Source organism: Bradyrhizobium roseum (genome assembly GCF_030413175.1).
Lineage (GTDB): Bacteria > Pseudomonadota > Alphaproteobacteria > Rhizobiales > Xanthobacteraceae > Bradyrhizobium > Bradyrhizobium roseum.
In genome coordinates, this window is record NZ_CP129212.1 from 3,139,079 (window position 1) to 3,164,076 (window position 24,998).

The 24,998-nt window shown below is 64.1% G+C and carries 27 protein-coding genes; 20 read left to right on the forward strand and 7 right to left on the reverse strand.

All coding sequences use genetic code 11. The annotated features are described in order from the left end of the window. Nucleotides 1-795 precede the first annotated feature (795 nt). Complete coding sequence (locus tag QUH67_RS14810; RefSeq protein ID WP_300948323.1) at nucleotides 796-1,125, forward strand: hypothetical protein; 330 nt, start codon at nucleotides 796-798, stop codon at nucleotides 1,123-1,125. 33 nt (nucleotides 1,126-1,158) lie between these two features. Here QUH67_RS14810 and QUH67_RS14815 read toward each other — a convergent pair whose 3' ends face one another. After that, nucleotides 1,159-2,124, reverse strand: coding sequence for a polysaccharide deacetylase family protein (locus QUH67_RS14815; RefSeq protein WP_320416143.1), 966 nt, complete (start codon nucleotides 2,122-2,124; stop codon nucleotides 1,159-1,161). A gap of 8 nt (nucleotides 2,125-2,132) precedes the next feature. After that, complete coding sequence (locus tag QUH67_RS14820) at nucleotides 2,133-3,263, reverse strand: FAD-dependent oxidoreductase (RefSeq protein WP_300947416.1); 1,131 nt, start codon at nucleotides 3,261-3,263, stop codon at nucleotides 2,133-2,135. A gap of 308 nt (nucleotides 3,264-3,571) precedes the next feature. On the opposite strand from QUH67_RS14820, the gene QUH67_RS14825 reads away from it, so the two are divergent. The 4 genes from QUH67_RS14825 to QUH67_RS14840 are packed head-to-tail and all read left to right on the forward strand — an operon-like array spanning nucleotide 3,572 to nucleotide 6,779. Next, nucleotides 3,572-4,543 carry an ABC transporter substrate-binding protein gene (locus tag QUH67_RS14825; protein ID WP_300947417.1) on the forward strand — a complete coding sequence of 324 codons (972 nt, stop codon included), beginning with the start codon at nucleotides 3,572-3,574 and terminating at the stop codon, nucleotides 4,541-4,543. Further along, nucleotides 4,540-5,361: an ABC transporter ATP-binding protein gene (locus tag QUH67_RS14830; protein WP_300947418.1), complete on the forward strand. Its 822-nt coding sequence runs from the start codon at nucleotides 4,540-4,542 to the stop codon at nucleotides 5,359-5,361. The genes QUH67_RS14825 and QUH67_RS14830 overlap by 4 nt, the downstream gene beginning before the upstream one ends. A gap of 3 nt (nucleotides 5,362-5,364) precedes the next feature. Beyond that, entirely contained in the window at nucleotides 5,365-6,126 is a 762-nt protein-coding gene (locus QUH67_RS14835; protein WP_300947419.1) for an ABC transporter permease, read from the forward strand. 32 nt (nucleotides 6,127-6,158) lie between these two features. Next, nucleotides 6,159-6,779, forward strand: coding sequence for a MarR family winged helix-turn-helix transcriptional regulator (locus QUH67_RS14840; protein ID WP_300947420.1), 621 nt, complete (start codon nucleotides 6,159-6,161; stop codon nucleotides 6,777-6,779). On the opposite strand, the gene QUH67_RS14845 is transcribed toward QUH67_RS14840, so the two are convergent. Then, entirely contained in the window at nucleotides 6,776-7,021 is a 246-nt protein-coding gene (locus tag QUH67_RS14845; RefSeq protein ID WP_300947421.1) for an Lrp/AsnC ligand binding domain-containing protein, read from the reverse strand. The two genes, QUH67_RS14840 and QUH67_RS14845, sit on opposite strands and share 4 nt — an antisense overlap. Nucleotides 7,022-7,097: 76 nt before the next feature. Between QUH67_RS14845 and QUH67_RS14850 the strand changes: the two genes are divergently transcribed. The 3 genes from QUH67_RS14850 (at nucleotide 7,098) to QUH67_RS14860 (ending at nucleotide 9,585) form a co-directional block, all read left to right on the forward strand. Then, complete coding sequence (locus QUH67_RS14850) at nucleotides 7,098-7,238, forward strand: hypothetical protein (RefSeq protein ID WP_300947422.1); 141 nt, start codon at nucleotides 7,098-7,100, stop codon at nucleotides 7,236-7,238. Nucleotides 7,239-7,411: 173 nt separating this feature from the next. After that, nucleotides 7,412-8,593: a GAF domain-containing sensor histidine kinase gene (locus QUH67_RS14855; RefSeq protein WP_300947423.1), complete on the forward strand. Its 1,182-nt coding sequence runs from the start codon at nucleotides 7,412-7,414 to the stop codon at nucleotides 8,591-8,593. A gap of 617 nt (nucleotides 8,594-9,210) precedes the next feature. Continuing rightward, a complete protein-coding gene (locus tag QUH67_RS14860) occupies nucleotides 9,211-9,585 on the forward strand; it encodes a hypothetical protein (protein WP_300947424.1) in 375 nt (124 codons plus the stop codon). Nucleotides 9,586-9,694: 109 nt separating this feature from the next. Here the strand turns inward: QUH67_RS14860 and QUH67_RS14865 are convergent, their stop codons facing one another. After that, entirely contained in the window at nucleotides 9,695-11,038 is a 1,344-nt protein-coding gene (locus QUH67_RS14865; RefSeq protein WP_300947425.1) for a polysaccharide deacetylase family protein, read from the reverse strand. Between the two features lie 143 nt (nucleotides 11,039-11,181). Then, entirely contained in the window at nucleotides 11,182-11,928 is a 747-nt protein-coding gene (locus QUH67_RS14870; RefSeq protein WP_300948049.1) for a polysaccharide deacetylase family protein, read from the reverse strand. Nucleotides 11,929-12,081: 153 nt separating this feature from the next. On the opposite strand from QUH67_RS14870, the gene mgtE reads away from it, so the two are divergent. From mgtE to QUH67_RS14890, 4 genes are all read left to right on the forward strand, one after another. Then, on the forward strand, nucleotides 12,082-13,515 hold the full coding sequence (gene mgtE / locus QUH67_RS14875; RefSeq protein WP_300947426.1) for a magnesium transporter: 1,434 nt from the start codon (nucleotides 12,082-12,084) through the stop codon (nucleotides 13,513-13,515). A 74-nt stretch (nucleotides 13,516-13,589) separates the two neighbouring features. Then, a complete protein-coding gene (locus QUH67_RS14880) occupies nucleotides 13,590-13,988 on the forward strand; it encodes a helix-turn-helix domain-containing protein (RefSeq protein WP_300947427.1) in 399 nt (132 codons plus the stop codon). A gap of 105 nt (nucleotides 13,989-14,093) precedes the next feature. Continuing rightward, nucleotides 14,094-14,912, forward strand: coding sequence for an aldo/keto reductase (locus tag QUH67_RS14885; protein WP_300947428.1), 819 nt, complete (start codon nucleotides 14,094-14,096; stop codon nucleotides 14,910-14,912). A gap of 61 nt (nucleotides 14,913-14,973) precedes the next feature. Continuing rightward, nucleotides 14,974-15,798, forward strand: coding sequence for a hypothetical protein (locus tag QUH67_RS14890; RefSeq protein ID WP_300947429.1), 825 nt, complete (start codon nucleotides 14,974-14,976; stop codon nucleotides 15,796-15,798). On the opposite strand, the gene QUH67_RS14895 is transcribed toward QUH67_RS14890, so the two are convergent. After that, nucleotides 15,785-16,483 (reverse strand): DUF599 domain-containing protein, encoded by a 699-nt coding sequence (locus tag QUH67_RS14895; RefSeq protein WP_300947430.1) that lies wholly within the window; start codon nucleotides 16,481-16,483, stop codon nucleotides 15,785-15,787. The two genes, QUH67_RS14890 and QUH67_RS14895, sit on opposite strands and share 14 nt — an antisense overlap. A gap of 95 nt (nucleotides 16,484-16,578) precedes the next feature. On the opposite strand from QUH67_RS14895, the gene QUH67_RS14900 reads away from it, so the two are divergent. The 4 genes from QUH67_RS14900 to QUH67_RS14915 all read left to right on the forward strand — a co-directional run bounded on the left by QUH67_RS14900 (nucleotide 16,579) and on the right by QUH67_RS14915 (nucleotide 19,279). After that, nucleotides 16,579-17,235 carry a glutathione S-transferase family protein gene (locus QUH67_RS14900; RefSeq protein WP_300947431.1) on the forward strand — a complete coding sequence of 219 codons (657 nt, stop codon included), beginning with the start codon at nucleotides 16,579-16,581 and terminating at the stop codon, nucleotides 17,233-17,235. Between the two features lie 244 nt (nucleotides 17,236-17,479). Next, the gene (locus QUH67_RS14905; RefSeq protein ID WP_300947432.1) at nucleotides 17,480-17,683 is read left to right on the forward strand and encodes a hypothetical protein; all 204 of its coding nucleotides are present in this window, start codon (nucleotides 17,480-17,482) and stop codon (nucleotides 17,681-17,683) included. Between the two features lie 149 nt (nucleotides 17,684-17,832). After that, entirely contained in the window at nucleotides 17,833-18,798 is a 966-nt protein-coding gene (locus tag QUH67_RS14910; RefSeq protein WP_300947433.1) for a hypothetical protein, read from the forward strand. 40 nt (nucleotides 18,799-18,838) lie between these two features. Continuing rightward, the gene (locus QUH67_RS14915; RefSeq protein ID WP_300948050.1) at nucleotides 18,839-19,279 is read left to right on the forward strand and encodes a DUF1489 family protein; all 441 of its coding nucleotides are present in this window, start codon (nucleotides 18,839-18,841) and stop codon (nucleotides 19,277-19,279) included. Between the two features lie 25 nt (nucleotides 19,280-19,304). Here the strand turns inward: QUH67_RS14915 and panC are convergent, their stop codons facing one another. After that, nucleotides 19,305-20,156, reverse strand: a complete 852-nt coding sequence (gene panC / locus QUH67_RS14920) for a pantoate--beta-alanine ligase (protein WP_300947434.1) — start codon at nucleotides 20,154-20,156, stop codon at nucleotides 19,305-19,307. 267 nt (nucleotides 20,157-20,423) lie between these two features. Between panC and QUH67_RS14925 the strand changes: the two genes are divergently transcribed. From QUH67_RS14925 to QUH67_RS14940, 4 genes are all read left to right on the forward strand, one after another. Continuing rightward, the gene (locus tag QUH67_RS14925) at nucleotides 20,424-21,359 is read left to right on the forward strand and encodes a division plane positioning ATPase MipZ (RefSeq protein ID WP_300947435.1); all 936 of its coding nucleotides are present in this window, start codon (nucleotides 20,424-20,426) and stop codon (nucleotides 21,357-21,359) included. A gap of 840 nt (nucleotides 21,360-22,199) precedes the next feature. Then, nucleotides 22,200-23,108, forward strand: a complete 909-nt coding sequence (locus QUH67_RS14930; protein WP_300947436.1) for an alpha/beta fold hydrolase — start codon at nucleotides 22,200-22,202, stop codon at nucleotides 23,106-23,108. Between the two features lie 97 nt (nucleotides 23,109-23,205). Next, nucleotides 23,206-23,967, forward strand: a complete 762-nt coding sequence (locus QUH67_RS14935; RefSeq protein ID WP_300947437.1) for a vWA domain-containing protein — start codon at nucleotides 23,206-23,208, stop codon at nucleotides 23,965-23,967. Between the two features lie 67 nt (nucleotides 23,968-24,034). Then, on the forward strand, nucleotides 24,035-24,760 hold the full coding sequence (locus QUH67_RS14940) for a DnaJ domain-containing protein (RefSeq protein WP_300947438.1): 726 nt from the start codon (nucleotides 24,035-24,037) through the stop codon (nucleotides 24,758-24,760). Nucleotides 24,761-24,998 lie beyond the last annotated feature (238 nt).

The following is a 24,998-nucleotide window of genomic DNA, read 5'->3' on the forward strand; positions in this document are numbered from 1 at the left end:
GGCTAGGCGGCAAAATCCGCACAAGGGAGTTCCTTGGATGTGCCGCGGACCTCCGTCGCGGGTGGCCGACGAATGCCACGGCCCGATCGCAACCTGCCTTATCTCCGAAAGATGAGGCCTGCTTTATCTAGGGAGCAACTGATCGCACGGAAGACCGGGGCAGGCCGTGCTGCGGCTCCGCTGGGCACGCTTTATTGCCCATAAACATCTGAAATATCATCAGTTCTGGCGGTTTTTCTGACAAAGCGAGTGGCGTAAACGCCTCGGGCGCTGCGATTTGGCCTTGGCGGTCTCGGCGAGGGGCCCGGCAAGACCTACACGTGCAGCCCGTTATGATCGGTCAGGCGCACTTGGCTGGCTTGACATATGACGGGTCACCCGTAGCCGTTTTCAGCGCCGCCCAAAGGCACCTTTGAGCGTGAAATGCACCTCAACTCGTTCATCGTCGCTGTAAGCCATTGAAATCGCGCCAAATGCGAACGCCCTCCGAGCGCACCACAAACCCGCATTCTCCATTGAAATCATTAAGCTTTTTGCCTGGGCATGCTGCCACTTCGGCCCCGCGTGGTGTTCGCGCGCTGTTTTCCTGAGGCGGGGACATAAAATCGTTGGGTGATTGGCTCTGATCGAACGCGTCGATCCTGTGCATTCCACTGATGCCGAGCCTCTCTCGATTCGCCTGAGCGGTGTGGTGCGCTGGCATCTTCGGATCGGTCCAGCCGAACGTTGCCATCATCCGGCATTCGGTACAGTCGACGTAGGCCGCGACCTCGGCACGGAGGCCTGGCGCACTCCATGGCAGCTCTTCTTGGGCTCATTTATGCCAGCCAGAACGGCATGTTGAACTTGGCCGCCCATGTCTTCTTGTTCATCGACACGACGCGGCTGCGCCCAACCTTGCCAGCGAATAACTTATTCTCATCGATCGCAGGAGCCGGGCCGGGAGACCAGCTACGGAAATTCTGGAGTGATTCAGAACGAAGCCGTGCGCCCGTACGCGATGCCCCTCAGTCCAAAGATGCTGGCGGATATCGCGCTCGGCGCATAGCGTCGGAGTTCCATATTCCGCTCGCGGTCGACAACGAGCAGGGCGGAAGTCTCGCCGAGATGATGCCGGCGCGATGACCGTGGGCTATCGCGCGCTTTGTCGGAAAATCCTCAGCTGGCTGGCGGAAAATGCATGCTCCAGTGTCGCGCGATGTCGATGCCGCGACAGAACCAGACGCCGTCAAAGGCCTTCATGTGCTGCAGCAGCTTGATCAGGCCGCCGGCGCGACCGGGACGGCCGATCAGACGGTCGTGCAAACCGATCGACAGCAGCTTCGGCGATCCGGCGACGCCTTCGGCGTACAGGAGATCGAAAGCGTCGCGCATGTAGTCGAAGAACTGCTCGCCGGTGGAGAAGCCGGAATTTTCGTTGAAGCGGTTGTCGTTGGCTTCGTACGAATACGGAATGACCAGATGGGGTCGATGCGCGGTGGCGATCCAGTACGGCAGTTCGTCGGCGAGCGAATCGCGATCATAAAGAAAGCCGCCTTCCTCAGCGATCAGCCGGCGCGTATTGGGACCCGGCCGCCCCGTCATCCAGCCGAGCGGGCGGCTGCCGGTGAGTTTGGTGAGCGTGTCGACGGCCTGGCGGATGTGCTCGCGCTCGGTCGCCTCGTCGACATCGCAATAATCGATCCAGCGGTAGCCGTGGCTGACCATCTCGTGGCCGCGCTCGACACAGGCGCGGGCCAGCGCCGGATTCTGCTCCAGCGCGCGCGCCACGCCCAGGATGCTGACCGGAACAGAGAATCGCTGCAGGATATCGAGCACGCGCCAGGCGCCGCGACGGCTGCCATATTCGAAGACGGATTCGACCAGCGGCACGCGCACGCCGCTCTTGGCGGCAACACCGATGTCGTTGAGCATCCCCTCCGACACGGCGTCGCCATTGGCCAATGTGGACTCGCCGCCGCCTTCGATGTTGAGGCTGAAGCTGACGGCAATCTTCGCGCCGCCCGGCCAGCGAGGATCGGGCGGCGTTTCGCCATAGCCGACCAGATCGCGCGCCTGCATCGGATCGGGCCGGATCTCGCCCTGCGCCATGGATTTGATGTCAATGGGTTCGACTTCAGACATGTCGGCTCCTATGCGGCGGCGTCGAGCGGGACAAGACAGGGATCGTAACCGAAGAACCAGTCGGTCTCGGTCGGGCCGTGCATCCAGGTGTTGTCGATCGAGATCTGCTGGACGTCGGCGACGCGGGGAATCCGGATTGCGGCATATCGCGCAAAGGCGCTCGATGGATCGGCGAACTCCGAGATGCAGCGGCTGAGAATGGCGGCGTCCTCGATCGCCATCGAGCCGCCGGCCGCCATGAACGGGCGCACCGCGTGGCACGCATCGCCCATCAGCACCACGGCCCCCTTGCTCCAGCAATCGTTGCGCGGACGATCGTGGATCGGCCACACCGTCACATCTTCCACGGCCTCCGCCGCGCGTATCAGGTCGCGATGCGCACCGTCGAAGGCGGCGATGAACGCGTCGCGGTTGCCGCGCTGCGGCGAACCGTCGCCGTCCCAGCGCTCGGCCGGCAAGGCAGCCATCACGTAGACCTCGTCGCGGCGCGCGGTCATGTAATACGCCAGCACGTGGCGGTCTGCCGCCCACCATTTGGTGCAGTCGCCGATCGGCTCGCCCTTGATCCGATCCGCCGGAAACACCGCGCGTGGCGCCGTGCGACCGATGAAACGCGGCTCTTCGGCGCCCAGCATGATCTCGCGCACCTTGGAGCGAATGCCGTCGGCGCCGATGGCGATATCGGCCTCGGCGGTTGCGCCATTGTCGAACGACAGCGTTACGCCGTGCGCGGTCTCCTCGATCCCCGCGAGTCTGTGTCCGTACCGGATCGTGCCGGGTTTGAGCGGCTGCTGCAGCAGCTCGTGTAGGTCGGCGCGGTGGATATTGACGAACGGCCCGCCGAACCGCTTCTCGCAGGCCTCGTCGAATTCCAGCCTGTAGAGTGTTTCACCGCTGTCCCAGGCGCGGCTGACGAAGGCGTCGGGCCGGATGCCGGTGGTGGCGAAAGCCTGCTCCAGATCGAGACGGCACAGCACCTTCGCGACATTGGCGCCAAGAATGATGCCGGCGCCGATGCGTGAGAAACTCGGTGACTGCTCAAACACTGCGACCGGGAAGCCGGCGCGCTGCAGCAGCCCGGCGACCGTGAGTCCGGCGAGCCCGGCGCCCAGAACGGCGATCCGCGTTCCGCGATCCATCTCAACACCTCGTGTCAAACCGCACCCATCGCCGTTGCGGCATATTGTTCGCTATCTAATGAAATCGCTTAAAGCGTCGAAGACGGGCCTGTCAAGAAAAGCCATGCAATGCCCGAGGATCGGGCGAAATGCGCATAGATTGCGCTGTCAATTGCGCATGCTGATCAAAATTTGCGCGGGCAGATCGTTGATCTTATTGGGCAGAAATCCAATTATCGTTCGATAGCGAACGAAACCATCGGCGTGCGCTTCATGACGGCGCTGGACGCCCGGCGCATTCAACACGCCCATTCAATGAAGGTAGGACCATGACACTGCGTGCTCGCCTTGCCGTTGCTCTCGCATTGATGCTGGCGGCGGCCGGCGCGCGGCCTGCGGATGCCGCCGAAATCAATTTCATCACCGATTTCGGTTTCAACGGCCGTCACGCCTATTTCTACGTCGCGCGGGAGAAGGGCTACTACAAGGCCGAAGGTTTCGACGTGAACTTCGTGCGCGGGCAGGGCTCGGCCGATGCGATCAAGAAGGTTGCTGCCGGCGTTGCGACATTCGGCTTCGCCGACGCGGGATCGCTGGTGCTGGCGCGCGGCAACGACGGCGTGCCGGTGAAACTGGTGTCGATCGTCTACGCCAGGCCCCCGCAGGCGATCTTCGCGATCAAGGGCAACGGCATTGCTTCGGCGAGGGATCTCGAAGGCAAGACGGTCGCCGATACCGCATCGAGCTCGGTCCGCCTGCTGTTTCCGGCGTTCGCCAAGGCGGCCGGCATCGATGCAAACAAGGTGAAGTGGGTGGTGGCGGAAGGCTCTGCACTGCCGTCGCTGCTGGCGAATGGCCGCGCCGATGCGATCTGCCAGTTCTCGGTCGGTGAGCCGCTGATCGCGGCCGCGACCGCGCCGAAAGAGATCGTCCGCATCGATTACAAGGACTCCGGCCTGGATTACTATGGCAATGGCCTGATCGCCTCCGAGGAGACGATCGCAAAGAATCCCGACCAGGTCCGCGCCTTCGTCCGCGCGACCGTCAAAGGCATGAAGGACGCCTTCGCCAATCCGACCGAAGCTGCCGCGATCATGGCGAAGTACCAGAAGGAATTGTCGCCGGCGGTGATCGAAGGCGAGACCAGGCTGGTGAGCGAACTCGCCGAGGTGAAGGGCAAGCCGCTCGGCCAAATCGACCCGAAGAGCATTGCGGGCACCGTCGAGGTGATGTCGGCAAATTTCACGCTGAAGAACCCGGTGCCGCCCGCCGAACTGTTCGCGCCCGGCTTCGTCGAATGATCGCGGCGACCGGCCTTCGCGCAGCGCCGGCGCCATCACCCGCGGCATCCGTTGCGGCGATCGACCTCAAGGGCGTCACCAAGGTCTATGCCGGCCGCGACGGCGGCGCGGTGCATGCGCTGGGTCCGGTCGATCTGCGGATCGAGCCCGGCAGCTTCGTCTCGGTGGTCGGCCCCTCCGGTTGCGGCAAGTCCACGCTGCTGCGGCTGGTCGCCGGGCTGGAGATGCCGGACCAAGGCAGCATGCAGCGTTACGGCGCGCCGCTGGACGGCCCATCACATGAAGTCGGCATCGTGTTCCAGGAGCACGTGCTGTTTCCCTGGATCTCGGTGCTGGAGAATGTGCTGCTGCCTGCGGACGTCCTGTCGCTGCCGAAGGCGGCGTCCAGCGCGCGCGCGATGCGCCTTTTGGAAATGACAGGCCTGAAGGATTTTGCGAACCAGCGCCCGCAGATGCTGTCGGGCGGCATGAAGCAGCGCGCCGCCTTCTGCCGCGCGATGCTGTCCGACCCCCGCCTGCTGCTGCTCGATGAGCCGTTCGGTGCCCTGGATGCTCTCACGCGCGAGGAACTATCGCTGGAATTGTCGCGGTTGTGGCAGGATCTCGGTCGCACCGCGCTACTGATCACCCATGACATCGAGGAAGCGATCCTGCTCGGCGACCGCATCCTGATCATGTCGGATCGGCCGGGCACGATTCGCGCCGAGATCGCCGTGGACCTGCCGCGCCCGCGCAATGCCGAGACCGTCAAGCTGCCGCGCTTTCAGGAGATCAAGAATCAGGTGCGCGACATCATCTTCAACCGCGCGCAGGCGTGACGGATGGCTGCTTCCTCTTCCTCGAAGTTGGTCAAACGCGCGGCCACGCCACTGATCTATCTCTCGCTGCTCGCGTTGTGGGAGCTGCTGGCGCACCTGCTCAAGGTGCCGACTTGGATTCTGCCGGCGCCCTCCGCGATTTTCGAGGCAGCGGTGAAATGGGCGCCCGAACTGGCGCACAACACCTGGGTGACCCTGCGTGAGACGGTTGTCGGCTTCCTGCTGGCGATCGTATTGTCGCTGCCGCTTTCGATCCTGATCAGCCTCAACCCGCTGGCGCGCCAGTTGCTCTACCCGATCCTGCTCGGCCTGCAATCGGTGCCCAAGGTGGCGGTCGCACCATTGATCATCCTGTGGTTCGGGCTGTCGGAATGGCCGAAGATCATCGTCGTCGTGCTGGTCTGCTTCTTCCCGATCCTGGTCAACATGGTCGCCGGGCTGGAGGCGGTGCCGAAGACGATGCTCGATCTGATGCGCTCGCTCGGCGCGTCGCCGCACAAGGTGTTTCGGCGTCTCCGGGTTCCGGTGGCGTTGCCGCACTTCTTCACCGGCTGCAAGGTCGCAGTCACGTTCGCCGTGATCGGCGCGGTGATTAGCGAATTCGTGGCGGCGCAGGACGGCCTCGGCTATCTCATTCTGATATCGACCGCGCAGTCGCAGACACCACTTGCTTTTGCGGCCATCGCGCTGCTGACTGTGCTTAGCATTGCGCTTTTTCACGGGATTGAATTTCTCGAGCGGCGCGTGGTCGACTGGACGCCGTGAGCATGGCGTCCGGCGCGCGACAAGGAACGAACATGAGCAGGTCGAAGCCGACAGCAGGTCGGTCGAAGGATAACGCGACGGCGACACCGCCGCTGCGCCGGGTCGCGAAGGGGCGTGCCGCGCGCGAGCAGGTCGACGCGATCTTTTCGCAGTGGCAAACCGAGCGGCTGGACATCGACACCAGCCCGGTGCATGTCTACGGCCTGATCGGTCGCATCCAGATGCAATGCACCGCTTTCATCGAGGAAGCACTTGAGCCGTTCGGACTGACGCGCGGCACCTTCGACGTGCTGACCGCGCTGCGCCGTGCCGGCTCGCCTTACTGCCTGTCGCCGAAGCAGATCGCGCAGTCGCTGCTGCTGAGCGGCGCGGGGCTGACCAGCCGCCTCAACAAACTGGAGGCTCAGAATTTTCTGGCGCGGCTGCCGGAGCCGAATGATCGCCGCACCCTGCGGGTGCAACTGACCGCGTCAGGCGAGGTCGTCATCAACGAAGCGATCCCGCGCGTCTTCGAGGCACAGCGCCGCCGGCTGTTGCCGCTGGGGTCCGACGGTCAGAAGCGGCTCGTCCAGGAGTTGACGAGGTTTGCCGAGGTGATCGACAGTTGGCCATCTGTCCCAACCGCCCAGCCGCTACGGCCGAAACTTGTTTAGCTCAACCGATAGCGATCTCTTGAGCGTTCGGATGCCGAACGTTGTCCTTGATTGGCGTATTCCGGGAACGCGGTAGAGCGATTCCCGCAAGAACCGTCGTAGTGATCCGTATCTCGGACCGCGAGCTTCACCAGATAATCGTAGTCACCCGTCACGAGATAGGCCTCCATTACCTCGGGTATTTCGGCCAGAGCGATGCGTGCGTGGACGCGGTCAGCCTCCGCCAGCGGTTTGTTCGGCATCCAACTCTGTCGTTCGTCGAACACGGGGCCAGGGCGTCGACCTGCAATTCGCCGGTCTGACGATACGGAGAAGTTGATGGCGGTTGTCCCGTTGCAGTTTCACGTGGCGAAGCCCGCCAGTCGTCCGGGTGAGAAGCCTGATTTCTCCCATGTGGCAATCCCGGAGGCGGGCGCCATCGCGCGGCCTGCCGTCGGCTGCTGCCTGCCGAAACGATAAGATCTTCAAAACGGCCCGCCAGGACAAAACGCACTTTTAAAACGATTAGTTAAATCTATTTGCGGAAAGCTTCGAAGCGGCAGCGTTCGAGAAGTGCCGGTGGCCAAACCGCCGGGCTTCTGTAAGATCGAAATCTCAGGCGATGGCGCAGGCGGTTTTTGGGTTTGTAAGTAATGGAAGGCTCGTTTCAGGCGGACATCGATGCGATCCAGCGCATCGATGCCGTTTCCAGGATTCTCAATGTGGTTTGCCGCGTGACCGGCATGGGTTTCGCGGCCGTCGCTCGTGTCACCGAGCAACGCTGGATATGCTGTGCTGTCCGCGACGAAATACAGTTCGGCCTCAAGCCGGGCGGCGAGCTCAAAGTCGAAACGACGATCTGTCACGAAATTCGGCAAAGTCACAAGGCTGTCGTCATCGACCATGTTGCTGAAGACCAGACGTTCTGCGGCCATCACACGCCGGCGATGTACGGCTTTCAAAGCTATATTTCAGTTCCCATAATTCTCGCGGACGGAACGTTTTTCGGCACGCTCTGCGCCATCGATCCTCGTCCGGCCCGGCTCAACAATCCCGAAACAATTGAAACTTTCAAACTGTTTGCCGAGCTTATCGGAAGCCACCTTGATGCCGTCGACCGGCTGGCCCAGAGCGAAGCCTCGTTGCTTGACGAGCGTCAATCGTCGGAATTGCGGGAACAGTTTATCGCGGTGCTGGGCCATGACTTGCGCAATCCGCTCGCATCAATTGCGGCGGGCGCGAGATTGATAGGGAAGAAAACGACTCCTGAGGCCGTCACCGAGATTGCCGACCTGATGCAGGCCAGCGTCAACAGAATGTCTCGCCTGATCGATAACATTCTGGACTTTGCGCGTGGTCGATTGGGCGGCGGTCTCAGCCTGGAGCGCACCACCAACGAGCCGCTTCAGCCCATTCTTGAACAGGTCATTGCAGAACTTCATTCGGGCAATTCTGCGCGAACCATCGAAGCCAGCTTTGATATTCGCAATCCAGTCTATTGTGACGTCCAGCGAATTGGGCAGTTGTTCTCAAATCTGCTTGGCAATGCCATTGCGCACGGGGCGCCCGATATGCCCGTTCGCGTACGGGCCGCGACCTATGGCAGTTCATTCGAACTGTCGGTCGCCAACTCAGGTGAGCCGATTTCTCCCGCCGCGATGGAGAGGCTGTTTCAGCCTTTCTATCGCGGCCAGGACCGCGCGTCCTTGCAGGGGTTGGGGCTCGGCCTGTTCATAGCATCTGAAATCGCCAAGGCGCACGGCGGCACCATGGAAGTCGATTCAAACGCCGAAGAAACCCGTTTCACTTTCCAGATGCCAACGGCGCTCCGATAGCCGGATCGGGCTCAGTATCTGCCCAGCTAGGTGAACGCCGGGAAAAACGCCGGAGAAGCCCCGGTGACGGGGTGGTCGGGGTATTCCAGCGTCCGCCGACAGCAGACCATCGCCGCCGCCGAATGCCTGCGCGTGCCCGGTGCCTGACAAACGCCAGAGCCACGCCAGGCGCGACACCTGTCATTAAGTCTACCGGCAACCGTCGGCGAAAGTCCGTAGTACACACAGGTGCCGCGCTCGCCTTAATTTGCTAGAAATTCCGGAAACTTGGACCCGCCGCAAATCGCGGTCGTTTTGCGATGTCCGACCAACAGAAGCCTCAGAGCGAGGAGTGGGCGCCCGGAGCAGCCCGCCTCCGTATTTGAGGAATCCGTCCCCCTGCGACATGCACCCTAGCGCTGCAATTTTGGTACATTGCAATCACTTCCGCGAGACCGGCGCGTGTCCTCAATGCCACGGCGCGCGAATCCTTTGCGGCAGGACGCGGGTTGTTGTCCCCGCCGGCGCAGCATTCGCGTAAACTGGGCGCGCCCGCCGCTCATCGATTCCGGCCGGCCTTGCTGCCGTCCGGCGTTTCCTGGAACTACGAAACTACGAAGACCACCCGGAGCATCTTCATGCTGTTTTTGAGTTACGCCTATCGCGTCCTGTCCAACTTCGTGTTCCTGGCGCTGGTGTATTTCGCGCTGAATTTCATGGAAAAGTACCAGCACCGCGTCGTCTTAGCGCTTCTCATGCTGATCTATGCCGGGATGCATGCGGTATCGGCGCTGCGGTCGTTCAGCTTCTTCCAGCGGATCGAACGGCTGGAACTGGAAACACGACGCGTGGCGGCGGCGATGGCCGAGGGGCCGAACACAACGTCGACGCGCAAGCAGGTCATCACCGACGTCACCGAGCTGCGTCATGCCGGCGAGATCAAGGCCTATATCGACCTGCTGTTTCTCGCCATCGTCATCCTGCTTTGCATCGCCAAGATCGTGACGAACTAGCGAAAGCGTGCCCCGGACTTGATCCGGGGCGGGCACCGGTTCGCGCTCACAAAACGCGCCAAAACAAAAACTGGAGCCCCGCTCCGGTTTAATCGGAACAAGCCCCAGGTCAGCGCTTCTTCAACCCGGCGACATCGACCGATCGCCCATTCCGCCTGGCTTGGGCCGCCGGCTTGGCGACAGCCGTGCTGGTGATTTGCGGAGTCGGCTCGCCATGCCCGGCAGGTGTCAGTAACCGGACTGCGACCTTGCCGTCCTGGCGGCTGCGTTTGCCGCCGGCCTTTGCGGCTGAGGCTTCCGTTGCGCGCGCTTGCGCCGCGGCCACGCGGCGGGTGGGGGAAGCCAGCAGGGTCAGGCGCGCCGATTCCGGAATCTTGAAAAGAATCGCCGCTGGAATCGGTAGCGCCGCCAGCGTACCGGCCGGCGGCAAATTCGTTGGTTGCGGCCATAGCGCCACCGGCGGCAACGGGGCCTTGCGTCCGCGTCGCGCGGCCTGCGCACCGAAATCGCTGGTGCGCCAGTCGAGGTGGGGCAGCGCCGGCGCGGGCAGCGCCGCTGGGCCGGCCGCGGCAAATTTCGGAACCCTTGGCCAGCGCGCGATGGCCACCGTCTCCGATGCCGGACGTAGCTGCCATTGCGGAGGCTCGGTCGGCGTTACCGGGCGGTCGGCGGCGGCCGGCACCACATGGACGATGCGGTAGCCGCGCGCCTTCAGTTCATGCAAAATCCGCGGCAGCGCCTCGACCGTGCGCGGCTGAATGTCGTGCAGCAGCAAAATGCCTTTTCCCTTGGCCTCCAGCCGCTGGATCGCGAGGTCGTAGACCCGGCCGGCGGTGACGTCGCGCCAGTCGTCGGCAGGAAAATCGGCACTCCAGATCTGCAGTCCCTTGGACCGGGCGAACGCCTCCATGCCGTCATTGACGCGCAGGCCCGGAATGCGAAGGAACGGCGCGGGCGCAGTCCCGTCGCCCAGCGCCGCGGTGACCGAGGCGATGCCCTGTTCGATCTCCTGCAGGGAGCGATCGAGCGGCAGGAGATGCATGCCGGCCGGGTGGTTCTGGGTGTGGGTGGCCACGGTGTGGCCGGCGTCGCGCACCTTGCGTACACCTTCAGGATTGCCCTGGGCCTGACGTCCGACCAGGAAGAAGGTCGCCTTGGCGCAATGCGCAGCGAGAATGTTGAGGATTTGATAAGAGTATTTCGGCAGCGGACCGTCATCGAAGGTCAGCACCACCTCGCGGTCCTCGAGCGGCAGAGTCTGGGCATACTGCATGGTGCCGATGACGGGATGGGCGCGCGGATCGACCACGATGGTGCGTGAGGTGCCGATGGCGTCGGGATGGCCCGGGCAATCGGCGGCCGACGCCGTCTGCGCGGCAATCGCGCCCAGTAGTCCGACGCACAGGGCTGTGAAAGGCCGCCGCCGAAGTTCTCCAAGCACGCTAGCAGTCATTGAACCCCGGCTTCATTCCATAAGCACGCAACAGCCTACATCCGGCGACATGAATGCCGCCCAAATCACCTTAATTCTACACCTAATTGGCCATTCGGTGGCGATCCACGTCACAGAACAGCGTCAACCAAACAGATCGTGATCTATTGTGGTTTGTCGGACACGATTTTGGCTCCAACCGGCACGATGTGGACCACGCGATATCTGTTGTCGCGGAGCCAGCGCAGGAACGCCGGCAGCATGGCTGATGTTTGCGCCTTGGGATCGTGCAGCAGGATGATGCCCTTGCGCGCGGCCTGCAGCCGCTCGGTGAGCAGCTTCAACTGTTCCGCCGGCGTCATCGGATTCCAGTCGCTGGCCCAGAGGTCGGCGCCGAACACCGCGATGCCGCGCGCCTGCAAGGCGTCCAGCGTCGCGGGCGTCATCTCGAAATAGGGAAAGCGAAAGAACGGCGTACTCGGCGTGGTCGTGGCCTTGCCGTGAAGTGCGGCTTCCACCGCCGCGATGCCCTTGTCGATTTCGCCGATCGCGGCTTCCGGCTTCATGTGTTTGAGATTGTGATGGGTCCAGGTGTGGTGTGCGACGGTATGACCTTCCGCTGCCATCCGCCGCACCAGTTCGGGATGGGCGGAGGCCGACCTGCCGATCAGGAAGAAGGTGGCGCGTACGCATTCCTGCGCCAGCGCCGCCAGGATCTTGCGGTCGGTCGCCGGCCATGGCCCGTCGTCGAAGGTCAGCACCACCTCGTGGTCCTCCAGCGGCAGCGTCTGCGGAAAGCTCTTGAGGCCGACGCGCGGCGTGACGGCAGCGTCCACCGTCAGAACGCGCGAGGTGCCGAGCGCGTCCTTGCGGGGGCATTCGGCAGCCGGGACCGCTGTCATGCAGGTCATCAATGCTGCGACCGACGAGCACAGCGCCGCGATGAAGTTCCGGGTCATTTGGCGTTGGACATATTTGGCATTGCGCTGGGTGTTACCGATTGGGTAAGCGTGCAGCGTAACTCAGACAAGTTCCCTTGATCTGTCAAACCGGCGAGGCGCGGCATGGCCGAGAATACCGACGTTGCCCAAGCCGGGGCACAACCTGCGGAAGGCTCCGTGCTCGACCGTCTCCCGATGCGGGATGACGAGGGGCAGCTGCGTCACGAATTCGTCGCAGAGATCGCGCGCGCCATTCACGCCGCCGACCGGCCTATGCTGTGCGAAGTGGTGGCGGAACTGCATGAGGCCGATCTCGGCGATCTGATCGGGGCATTGCAGCCCGAGGATCGCGTCACCCTCGTCGAGATCACGGGCACGGATTTCGATTTCTCTGCGCTGAACGAAGTCGACGATGCGGTCCGCGAGGAGATCCTCGAGGAACTCGAGCCTGAGACGGTCGCGGAGGGCGTTCGCGAACTGGAATCCGACGACGCCGTCGAATTGCTCGAAGGTCTCGATGAGGCCGACCAGGAAGAGATCCTGGAAAAGCTGCCGCCGGACGAACGCGCGCCGCTGGAACGGAGCCTGCTGTATCCGGAAAACTCCGCGGGCAGACGGATGCAGTCGGAGTTCATCGCGGTGCCGCCGGACTGGACCGTGGGGCAGGCGATCGACTACATGCGCGATACCCCCGATCTGCCGGACCGATTCTACGAGATCTACGCGGTGGATTCCGACAAGCACTGGCAGGGAGCGGTGTCGCTCGACACGCTGCTGCGGGCGCGGCGGCCGGTGCCGCTCGCCGACCTGATCGAGGAAGACCGCCGCCGCGTTTCCGTACTGGACGACCAGGAAGAGGTCGCGCGGATGTTCGGCAAGTACAATCTGGTCGCGGCTCCTGTCGTCGACACCACCAACAGGCTGGTCGGCGTCATCACCATCGACGACGTCGTCGACGTCATCGAGGAGGAGGCCGACGAGGACCTGAAGGCGCTTGGCGGCGTCACCAGCGACGAAGAACTGTCCGACAGCGTCTGGACCATCGCGCGCGCCCGCTTCAACTGGCTCTTGGTCAATCTGGCGACCGCGTTCCTGGCGTCCTCCGTGCTCGGCCTGTTCGAGGGCCAGCTCGAGCAGATGGTGGCGCTGGCGGTGCTGGCGCCGATCGTGGCGAGCCAGGGCGGCAATGCCGCGACCCAGACCATGACGGTGGCGGTGCGGGCGCTGGCGACCCGCGAACTCGGCTCCAACAATGCGTATCGCGTGGTGATGCGCGAGGCGATGGTCGGCCTCGTCAACGGGCTGGCGTTTGCCGTGATCACCGGCGTTGCCGCGGTGGCGTGGTTCAAGATTCCTGGCCTCGGCATCGTGATCGGGCTTGCCATCATCTGCAACCTGGTGGCCGGCGCGCTCGGCGGCATCCTGGTCCCGATGGTGCTGGACCGCGTGCGCGCCGACCCCGCAGTGGCGTCGGGGACGTTCGTCACCACGATCACCGACGTGGTCGGGTTCTTCTCCTTCCTCGGCATCGCCACGCTGTGGTTCGGGCTGAAGTAGCCGCGCCTTCGCCGCTTTTATCGTTAATCGCGCCTTAACGCGCTTGGCGGATGATGCACTCTCAAGAGGGCAACATGCAGCGCTTGCGGCTGAAAGCGGACGGGCGGATCGTCGAACTGCGGGACGGGCAGGAGTTCCCGCTTGCGCCGGCGATGCCCGGGCTCGCCGCTGCGATGCCCGGGCTCGCCGCGGCGATGCCCGAGCTCAATCCGCCGGCGGATTCCGACACAGCGCCCGCCGTTGTATCAGGCGAAACCCCGGCTCTGCCGGCGGTGCGCGACCTGCGCCGCCGCGCGCAACTCACTCAGACCGAATTTGCCGCCCGACTTGGCGTGCCCGTCGAGACCATCCGGAACTGGGAGCAGGGCAAGCGTGCGCCGCGCGGCCCGGCGCGGGCTTTGCTCGCCGTGATCGCACATTCGCCGGAGACCGTGTTCGCCGCGCTGGCGCCCGAGGAACCGTCGCCAGCCTAGGCGTCATGGTTGACGATTCCTTGCGCGATCCGGATACCCAAACGCTATCTGTTGGCAGGGCGAATTCCGCAGCCCATAATGGGTCAGATACAGCGGGTGCAACCGATGCTGTCTATCGAAGCCAATGGCGCAAGAATTCCGGCGATCGGGCTGGGTACCTGGGATTTGCGCGGCCGCGCCTGTGCGCGGATCGTCGAGCAGGCGCTGCGGCTCGGCTATCGCCACATCGACACCGCACAGATGTACGAGAATGAACGCGAGGTGGGCGAGGGACTGCGTGCCTCGGCCGTCAAGCGCGAGCAGGTCTTCGTCACCACGAAAATCTGGACGACGCATTTCGCGCCTCACGATCTGGAGCGGTCGGCCAAGGAAAGCCTGGTGCGGCTGCGCCTGACCGAGGTCGACCTGTTGCTGCTGCACTGGCCGAACCCGCATGTGCCGCTGGTGGAGACGCTCGGCGCGTTGGCGCGGGTCAAGCAGCAGGGGCTCGCGCGGCATATCGGCGTATCCAATTTCACCGTGGCCCTGATCGAGGAGGCGGTGGCCTTATGCCCGGAGCCGCTGGTGTGCGACCAGGTCGAGTATCACCCCTATCTCGACCAGGCCAAGGTGAAGGAGGCCTGCGCGCGCCACAAGATGGCGCTGGTGGCCTATAGTCCGGTCGCCCGCGGCCGCATCAAGAACGAGCCCGCGCTGCAGCAGATCGGCGAACGCCATCGCAAGACGGCGGCGCAGATCTGCCTGCGCTGGCTGGTGCAGCAGGGCGCGGCGGCGATCCCGCGGACTTCGAAACTGGAGCGGCTTTCGGAGAACATCGAGATCTTCGATTTCGAACTGTCGGACGACGAGATGCAGCAGATATCCGCCTTGGGCAGCGCCGCCGGCCGGCTGACGGATTTCGGTTTCGCGCCGAAATGGGATTGAGCCGCCGCGCCGGCCGACGCTATGCTGCGGGCAGGGGAAAATCGAACATCGTTCCGATCCAATGGAACCGCGGCGGATCATACCATCTGACATCACGGCGTCGGCGGTCGCGCATGTCTCGCTGCTGACGCTGCTCGTGCTGTTTTCGGACGTGCGTCCGTTCGGCGCGGTGACCGCCGATGAGGTCCCGGTGGAGATCGTGACGCCGCAAGAACTGGCCGAGCAGCAGTTGACCGCTCAACCGCCGGCTGCGGAGAACAAGCCGGAGTCGCAGCTCGATTTCTCCCGGCCCGACAAGCCGCCCGCCGACACCACGCCTCCATCTCCGCCGGCCGCGGCCCCCGCGCCCGTTGCGCCGCCGCCGCAGAAGCAGGCGGCGCTCGCCCCGCCGCGTGCAGCCCAGCCGCCACCATCGCAACCGGCGGCGCAGGCCTACAAGCCGCCCGAGCCCGACGTCTCGATCAAGTATCAGGTGCTGCTCGGCCTGCCGCCCGACATCTCGCCGATGCCGCCGGCGCCGGCGCAGGGTTCCGGCAAGGGCGAGGACAATTTCGATGCGCCGGCGACCGAGGCCGCCGATGTCGCGAGCACGCTGATCGCGGCATTTCGCCGTCACCTCAAGACCTGCTCGAAATTGCCGGCCTCGCTGTCGGGTGCCGACGACGTCAAGGTCAAGCTGCGCGTGTTGATGACACAGGATGGAAGGCTCGCCGCCGAGCCGATCCTGATCGAGGCCAGCGCGTCGATGAAGGGACCGTTGCTGATGCAGGGCGCAATCCGCGCGCTGCAGGCCTGCCAGCCATACGCGATGCTGCCGGCGGACCGCTACGGCGAATGGAAGGTGCTCGACCTCAGTTTCACGCCGCTGGATTTTACGCCGTCGTAGATCCACGCTGATGCGCCATCGCCCGCCACGCGGTCGACGCGAACTGCCGCCGCCAGGTGACGATGACGACCAGCGCGGTGGTCGCCAGCAACAGCCAGGGGCTGACGAACCAGCCGAGATAGCCGAGCGCGAAGAAGAACGCGCGCTGGCCGCGGTTGAAATGCCGGCCTGCCGCCTCGAACAGGCGCGTGGTGCGGATGACATGGGCCTCGGCTTCCGCGGTGTCGCGTTCGGTCGAAGGCGGCATCGCGCCGAGCAGGATCGCGACATAGTTGAACAGCCGATACGACCAGGCGAATTTGAAGAAGGCGTAGATGAAGATCAGGATCAGGCCGACACATTTGATCTCCCACAGCGCGGGCGAGGGCGTGAGGTCGACCGGCAGTTCGCGCATCACGGCCAGCGCATCGTTGGTGGCGCGCAGCAGCGCCAGCCCGCCGCCGATCGCAAACAGGCTGGTGGAGGCGAAGAAGGCCGTGCCGTTCTGCAGCGAGGCCATGATCTGCATGTCGACCATGCGTGCCTCGCGATCGAGCATGGTCCGCATCCAGACCTCGCGATAGCGGTTCATGCGCGCCGACAGGCTGTCGCGGCCGTAAGCCGTGTGCTCGAGCGTGAAACCGTAGGCCAGCCACTCCACGACGAAGAAGGCGACCGCGGCAATATCGACCCAATAGGCGCTCATGCGGCGGATCCCCCGGCGGTGACGTGGTGACGTACAGGTTGAACGCGTCCGGGCCGCTGTGGCAAGGTCGGGAACGCAACAGGACAGCCCCGCAAATGTTGAAACTGGTCATCGGCAACAAGAACTATTCGTCATGGTCGATGCGGCCATGGCTGGCGCTGCGCGCCAACAGCATTCCGTTCGAGGAAGTGTTCGTTCCGCTCTATACCGACAACAAGGCGGACAAGGACCGTATTCTGAGGTTTTCCCGCGCGGGCAAGGTGCCGGCGCTGGTCGACGGCGACGTCACGGTGTGGGATTCGCTGTCGATCATCGAATATCTCGCCGAAAAATTTCCGCAGACGCGGCTGTGGCCGGAGGACCGCGCGCGACGGGCGCATGCGCGGTCGATCTCGGCGGAGATGCATTCGGGCTTCATGGCGCTGCGCAACGAGTGCGGCATGAACCTGCACCGTCCGATCGGCGCGGTTGCGCTCTCCGATGATGCGCGGGCCAATGTCGTGCGCATCCAGGAAATCTGGGCCGATTGCGCGCGCCGTTACGGCAAGGACGGTCCGTTCCTGTTCGGCGTGTTCGGCGGCGCCGACGCGATGTTCGCGCCGGTGGTGCATCGTTTCCGCACCTACGCGATCGAAGTGAGCGGCGAAGCGCGGCAGTATTACGAGGCGATGCAGGCGTTGCCGGCGTTCCAGCAATGGACCCGGGACGGACTTGCCGAAACGCTCCGCATCGAACGCTTTGAGACGGTCTGACGCCCTGACATTCCGGTTGCAGGTATCGCGATCGGGGTGTCCGATTCCGGGAATACCGGCGGCCGGCCGGTTTCCGGGAACCCTCCGATTCACTGCGTATCGCCCTGAAAAACATGCCGAATTTGCGCGTTTGCCATGCCCCGATGTTGCTGGCTTTTGGGCGACCGGCTGTGCTAGGTTGCCGCAGGGTTCTCAAGTCGGCCGAAAGCTAGCGGGACCGTGAGCGCGGCCGGCGTTCTTGCGTATGGAGAGGGCGTTGAAGCATAAGTACTCCGTTGGAGAGACTGTCTATTTTACTGCCAGCAACGTTGCCCGTCCGGCCGCCAGCGGCACCTACGAGGTGATCCGCCTGCTGCCGACTGAAGGCGACGACTGCCAGTATCGTATTAAGAGCTCGACCGAAGCTTTCGAACGGGTTGCCAAGGAAAGCCAGCTCGCGATTTCCTGAATCAGTTGTGTGCAAGCGGCCGGCTGACGGGGTTCCCGTTGGACCGCCGTCAAAAGGCCCCGTTCGCAGAACCATCTGCCGAAAAGCGGATGCGATAAAGACGCATTCGTCTTTCGACGACGTTTGATGCTGCGTAAGGGACACCGCGCATGAACTGGGACTGGGCTGCTCCGCTGGATAACATCTGGCGCTCGCCGAACCTTCCATTGTACCTGACGCTGGCGGCGGGAGTATTCGTCGCGATCATCGTTCTGATCACGCTGCTGCGCTCGGAGAGATCCGTGGCCAACAGCGTGCTGGCGCTCATCACGCTGCTGGCGATGGGTGTCGCCGGGGTGGTGACTTTCCGTGGATTCGGTTCGGCCGGCCCGGCACCGTCGGGGGAGGTGCGTCCGGTCCAGACGGCGGCCGCGCCGTTGCCCCAGCTTTCCTGCATCGACGAACTGGCCGGCGATGCCGTGCTCGCCGCGTGCGAAAAAGTGCTCTTTGGATCGGCGGAGTCGGTGGCCGCGGCGGTGGCCTATGCCGCGTCGCAGATCACGCTGTTGACCTCGCTCGGGGACGTTGCCTCCGCGAACAAGGGCGGCGGTTCCGACCTCCTGGCGTTGCGCCGGGCCATCGAGCGCGACCGCTACGGGCTGATGGCCTATGTGCTGACCGCGCGGGACCGCTGCACGCCGACGTCCTGCCGCGCGTTCCGCTCACTGACCGAGCCGCGCCAGATCGTTGCCAACATGGAAGACCGCGTCTACGAGAGCTTGATCACGCGCTATGCAGCGTCCTGGAACACACCCCATGCCGCCGGCATGATCGCGGCCCTGCCGCCGTCGGCGCCGACGGGCAAGCCGACCAGCGCCGAATTCCCGACGTCGGCTTCGACGCCGCCCGTCAGCATCATGAACCCCGAGCCGCCGCTCGGCGCCGCGCCGAAACCGCCGCCGGCCGCCGCGCCGGCAGCGCCGGCAGCGCGTTCGGTCGCGGCACCCCAGCCTGCCGCACCGACGCAGGCACAGGCCGCCGCCAAAAAACCGCCGCCGGCGCCGAAGCGGCCGGCCGCGGCGGGACCGGTCCAGCTCACGCCGGGCGCGGCACCCACAGCTGATAACAGCGAGTGATCTTTCCAAAGTGCGCATGGGCCGCTACATCGGCTCCATCATGCCGCTTCATCTCATCAAGCTTGCCGTCGGTTGCGAGTCAGTCAAGGAACTCAAGGGCTGGGTCGCCGAACGGATGGCGACCGCCAAGAAAAAAGGCCTGCCGCTCCGCCACGTTCACATCACGCGGATGACGCCGAAGCGCGACACGGAAATCCTCGCCGGCGGCTCGCTTTACTGGGTGATCAAGGGCGAAATCGCCGCCCGCGAAAAGATCATCGCGATCGAGCCGTTCCGCGACAAGGACGGTATCGGCCGATGTCGTTTGGTGATGCAGCCCAAGGTCGTCGCAGTCTCGCCGCGGCCGATGCGCCCGTTTCAGGGGTGGCGCTACCTTACCGAAGACGCGATACCCGCCGATCTCACCAAATCCTCCGCCGCCAGCGTGGCCGCGATGCCGGAACCGATGCGGCGCGAGCTGCGCGACCTCGGGCTGCTCTGATCGGTCAGGGCGTAGGAAGCCAAGTTCAGACTCCGATATTGTCGATCAGCCGCGTCTTGCCGATCTTGGCGGCAACGAGGATCCGCACCGGTCCGTCCTTGATCGAGGTGATCGGTGCCAGCGTAGCGGCGTGGCGGGCTTCAAAATAGTCCAGCGCGAAGCCGGCGGCGCTGATCAGTTCGCGGCCGGCATCCATCGCGGCCGCCATGTCCTCACCAGCCTTCAGCTGCTTGGCGCTCTCCTTCATGGCGCGGTATAGCACCGTCGCCGTCTGGCGTTCCTCCGCCGAGAGGTAGACGTTGCGCGACGACATCGCCAACCCGTCGCGTTCCCGCACCGTGCGCGAGCCGATCACCCGGACGCCGAGGTCGAGATCGGCGGCCATCTGCGTCACCACCCGCAATTGCTGAAAATCCTTCTCGCCGAAGATCGCGACATCCGGCCGGACCTGGGTGAACAGCTTGCCGACCACGGTGGCGACGCCGCCGAAGAAATGCGGCCGGAACCGATCTTCAAGACCGGCGGTGGCCGGCCCTTCCGGCACGATCCGCGTGGCGAAGCCTTCCGGGTACATCGCCTTGACGTCCGGATTCCAGATCAGCTCGACCTTTTCGGCGGCGAGCTTGGCGACGTCGGCTTTCCAGGTACGCGGGTAGGAACCGAAATCCTCCGTCGGCGCGAACTGAGTCGGATTGACGAAGATCGACACGACCACTTTCTGGGCACGGCGCCGGGCCAGCCGCACCAGCGACACATGTCCGTCATGAAGCGCTCCCATCGTTGGCACCAGTGCGACGGTGGCCTTGCGGGCGCGCAGCGACTCGATGGCGCGGCGCAGGGCGGGGACGGTACGGACGACCACGGGACTTCGCGACATCTGGCTTCGATCTCTTGCAGTGACGGTGAGAGGGCTTGGCGGTCCCGGACCTTCCGGGCGGGCGCGCCGACCTTATAAGCACGGCGCAGTGCCGCCAAGCTTGCCCGGACCTGGTCGCAAGAAAATGCAGCAACACGAGTCCGGAAGCGTCGCCGCAACCGCTGCGATTCATGATTAAGACACACGTCGCGCGATTTGAATGCGCCGTCGCGCATTTCACTTGACCGCAGCCGCGCGTGGTTGAAGATATCTTGCGGGGATTGAGTCATGTTGGTTCAGACGAGTCAGGGACAATCCGGTTCGGCGCATGTCGTCGTGCTGGGCAACGAGAAGGGCGGATCGGGAAAATCCACGTCCGCCTTGCATATCGCTGTGGCCCTGATGAAGGCCGGACAGCGCGTCGCCACCATCGACCTCGACTGCCGCCAGCGCAGTTTCACCCGCTACATCGCCAACCGGACCGCGTGGGCGCGCCGCACCGGTCTCGATCTCGAAATCCCCGTGCACTATTGCGTCAAGCTCGGCGAGACCATGCAGATCGCCGACAATGAAAATGCCGAGTTCCTGCAGTTCATGGAGGCGGTGAGCGCGATCGAGCGCGCCTTCGATTTCATCGTCATCGACACCCCTGGCTCCGACTCCTACCTGATGCGCCTGGCGCATTCGATGGCCGACACCCTGGTGACGCCGATCAACGACAGCTTCCTCGATTTCGACGTGCTCGGCACAGTCGACCCCGCGACCTACGCTGTGACCGGTGCTAGTCATTACGCGGAGATGGTGCGCGACGTCCGGCGCAAGCGCCGCCAGCTCGACGGCACCACCACCGACTGGATCGTGGTGCGTAACCGCCTGTCGATGATCGGCTCGCGCAACAAGCAGCTGGTTGCCGACAGCCTGAAGGACCTTTCGCTGCGGCTCGGCTTCCGCTCGATCGACGGCTTTGCCGAGCGGGTGGTCTACCGCGAATTCTTCCCGCGCGGGCTGACGGCGCTGGACGACCTCGACGAGGCGACCTTGGGAACCCGGCCGAGCATGGGCCATGTCACCGCCCGCGAGGAGGTGACCAGCCTGCTGCGCCAGCTCAAGCTGCCGCTCGACGAGCGCGGCCGCCGCCGCGCCGCCAACCGCGCCGAATGGTTCACCCAGGTCGACAAGCCGCTCGAAGTCCACGACATCATCGGCGACATCGCCAGCGCCTGAGACTTCAGCCGCGCGGCGGCTCGATCACCGTCATCTTGAAGGGGCCAGCGTTGGCGGCGGCAGGCGTCACTGCACCGAGGTGATCAGGCGTGCGCGTAGGGCCGCCCCGCGAAGACGGCAGTCCCGCACCTGCACGGCATTGGCTGCGCATCGGCACGGTGTAGACGCGGGCGCCGAACCGCCGCGAGAGCTCACTCGGCGCCTGCCCGTTACGCCGGGTCGCGACCTACACGACGCTCCGATCCCCAACACGACGGCGGCTGTTCGGCGCCGCATGGGCGGATGAGCCCCGGCGCATCGTTGCCCAGTTCAGGTGGCGCATGACTTTTGGGCGGCGATACCGCCTTCCGCGACGAAGGCTGTCTCGGATTTGAAGGGCTGGTGGAGGCCCACGACGTCTGCGGGGTCGCGGCGGGCCGCAAGGCCTTGATCCATCCCAAGAAGGGCCGGCTCAAACTGGAGTATCATGAACTCCTAGCCAATGACGATCCGGCCCTATCGAGCTCGTCATGTACACGACATTCCCAGCGTTGGCGCAGAGGCTGGTATATCAGCACCGTTGATGATCGTTTGGTGCCGGGAACCAGTACTTTGGTCTGCCGTTTTCGTTAGACTTTTATCTATCGCTCGAACCGAAGCTTGATAGGAGGCGTCGTAAACAGTACGGGGCGATTTGGCGGGCATTGGGCGCTGCACAATGGATAGGTGCATCGCACAACGATCAGGCGGTCAACACACAACATTTGGCCTTTATGTCACTCCATCGTGACATATATCATCAAGAAGAGACCGGAAGAGTCTTTAAACAGGGATGGCCCCTCGCGGGGCACGAGGACGAATATGAAACGTGGAATTCTCGTTCTGCTTTCACTCGCCGTGCTGGTCGCTGTCGCGTATGTCACCGCGAGCAAGTGGGCGATCCGGCACGAGACGATCGCATTCCACGATCCCGATCGCGGCAATCGCCTGGTTGCCGTCAGCGTCGCGGTTCGACGCGACAAGGAAATGCAGGCCAATGCCGGCCTGATCAAACTTCCCGTTGCCGTCCTCAATCACGGCAACACCGTCAAGAATACCGAATATTCTTTCCTCGCAAACGTGTTTGCCTGGCGCGGCTATCTCGCGTTCAGTCCGCAGCACGACTTGCCGACCGATCCGCCGATGGTGACCAAGGTCGGCGAGCCCTATGTCGGCCGCCTGCCGCAGATACAGCGCGGCGTGGCCAACATTCGTTTCGCCGTCCACGAAATGAAGAAGCTCCAGCCAAACGCCGACTACGACAAGGTGACGATGGTGGGTCACTCCATGGGCGGCGACATCACGATGTATTTCGCCAAGGAATATCCCGACGAGATCAAGAAGGTCGTGACGCTGGATAATCTGCGCGTGCCGTTCCTGACCGACGGCAAATTCAAGATTCTTTCGTTCCGCTCCCAGGATTCGCACTTCAAGCCGGACCCCGGGGTGGTGCCGGACGACGAGCAGTGCGAACAGTCCGGCATCACAGTCGTGAACACCGGCTTCCAGCACAATGACATGCGGGACACCGGCCCGGACGCCGCCAAATCTTCGATCCAGTCGATGCTCGACAAGTTCCTGGACGAGTCCGAAAAGAGCAGCGCGTTGAAGCCGGTCCCGACCAGGGTGCCGGACATTCTCGCCGCCAATCCGGGCCCGGTGCCGCTGTCAGCGCCGCCGGCCGTACCTTTGGCCAGCAATCGCGCGCCGAGCAAGCCTGTCACGAATTAGGACCACACGGCGCGCGCCGTTGCACCCTTGGGCGACGCATTGACCGCCGCTTGACGCCATCCCACATAGTGCTTGCAACTTTTACCCGCGAGCGCTCATGGCCGGCGAACCCATCAAACCGAAATCAGCAGACGTAGCCTCGGCAAAAGCCGGGATGCGTAGCGAAAGCCGCGTGCCCGAGGCCCGACCGTCGACCTCGGAAGATATCGCCGCCTTTGTCGCGAAAGCCCGCGCCATGTCGCCGCACGGCGCAGGCGCCAAGGGCCGGCTGGTGTTCGCGCTCGACGCCACCATGAGCCGGCAGCCGACCTGGGACATGGCGTGCGCGCTGCAGGCCGACATGTTTCGCGAGGCGGGTTCGCTCGGCAGCCTCGACATCAGGCTGGTGTATTACCGCGGCTTCAACGAATGCCGCGCGACCGGCTGGATCTCCGATTCCGCGCAACTGGCGCGGCTGATGGGCAAGATCGATTGCCAGGGCGGCAACACCCAGATCGGCAAGGTGCTGTCGGAAGCGCGGCGCGAGGCGGTGGCGTCAGGCGTGCGCGCCGTCGTGTTCGTCGGCGATGCCATGGAGGAACAGGTCGACGATCTCTGCGCCAAAGCCGGTGAGCTCGGCCTGCTCAAGGTACCGGTGTTCATGTTTCAGGAAGGCCACGATCCCACAGCCGAGCAGGCGTTCCGCGAAATTGCCCGGCTCACCGGCGGCGCATGGTGCAGGTTCGACCCCGGGGCCGCGGCACAGTTGCGCGAGCTGCTGCGCGCCGTCGCGGCCTACGCCGCCGGTGGCCGTGAAGCGCTGCTTCGGCTGTCCAAAACCATGGGCGGCGCGGCCGCACTGATCGGTCAGATGAAGTGATTGCGACTTTGGCTGCCGGCGTATTGGCCGCGATGCTTTTCCGCTCCGATGCCCCTATATTGGAATCATGCCAACCCTGATTGCCGGCGTTGTCGCCGTTGTCGTTATCTATTTGCTGCTGCAGATGTTTCGTGCGGCCAACCCGGTCCTGCTCGCGCGCGGGATCAAGATCGCAGGCGGTGTGGTGGCGCTGGCGGTCGCAGCCTTTACCGGGCTGCGCGGCGAACTGGCGGTGGCGATCCCGCTCGGCATCTTCGGCGCCGGCCTGCTCGGCTGGTCGCCGTTCGGGCCGGGCAGCTTCAGCAATCTCGGCGGCATTTTCGGCGGCGGCGCGTCGCGCTCCGCGGGTCAAGCCTCGCACGTCCGCTCGCAGTTTCTCGACATGAGTCTCGATCACGACAGCGGCGCGTTGTCGGGCCAGATCATCGACGGACCGAATGCCGGCCGTCCGCTCGACGCGTTCGACCTGCCGCAGCTGATCGCAATGATCCCCGCCTTCGACGCCGAGAGCGTCGCGTTACTTGAAAGCTATCTTGACCGCCGGTTTCCCGCTTGGCGTCAGGACGCGCAGGGCGACGCGGCAGGGCGGCAGCGTGGTGCGGCGTCGAGCGGAAAAATGACGGACGAGGAGGCCTATCAGATCCTTGGCCTGCAGCCGGGGGCGGGGCGCGACGACATCAGCCGGGCGCACCGCGCCCTGATGAAGAAACTGCATCCCGATCAGGGGGGCTCGACGTACCTCGCCGCCCGTGTAAACGAGGCCAAGGATACCCTTCTTCGCACGCATCTCTAGCTCACTCCGGCTCACGCCACTGACGCTACAAACCCGAGAGCTGCTAACCTGTCGTATTCTGACTGACGTCCCACATCGCCCGCCGTTGCCCGGCGTGGTCGATCGTTCATTGCCGGTAAACCTAACCGCAAATTCTTGACGGAAAGTTTTCACCGGGCCGCGAATGGCCCCGATCGCACGATGGTGCGCTACGGCAACACGATACGCCTGGAAGGCTCACACAGGTTCCGAGTGCAAC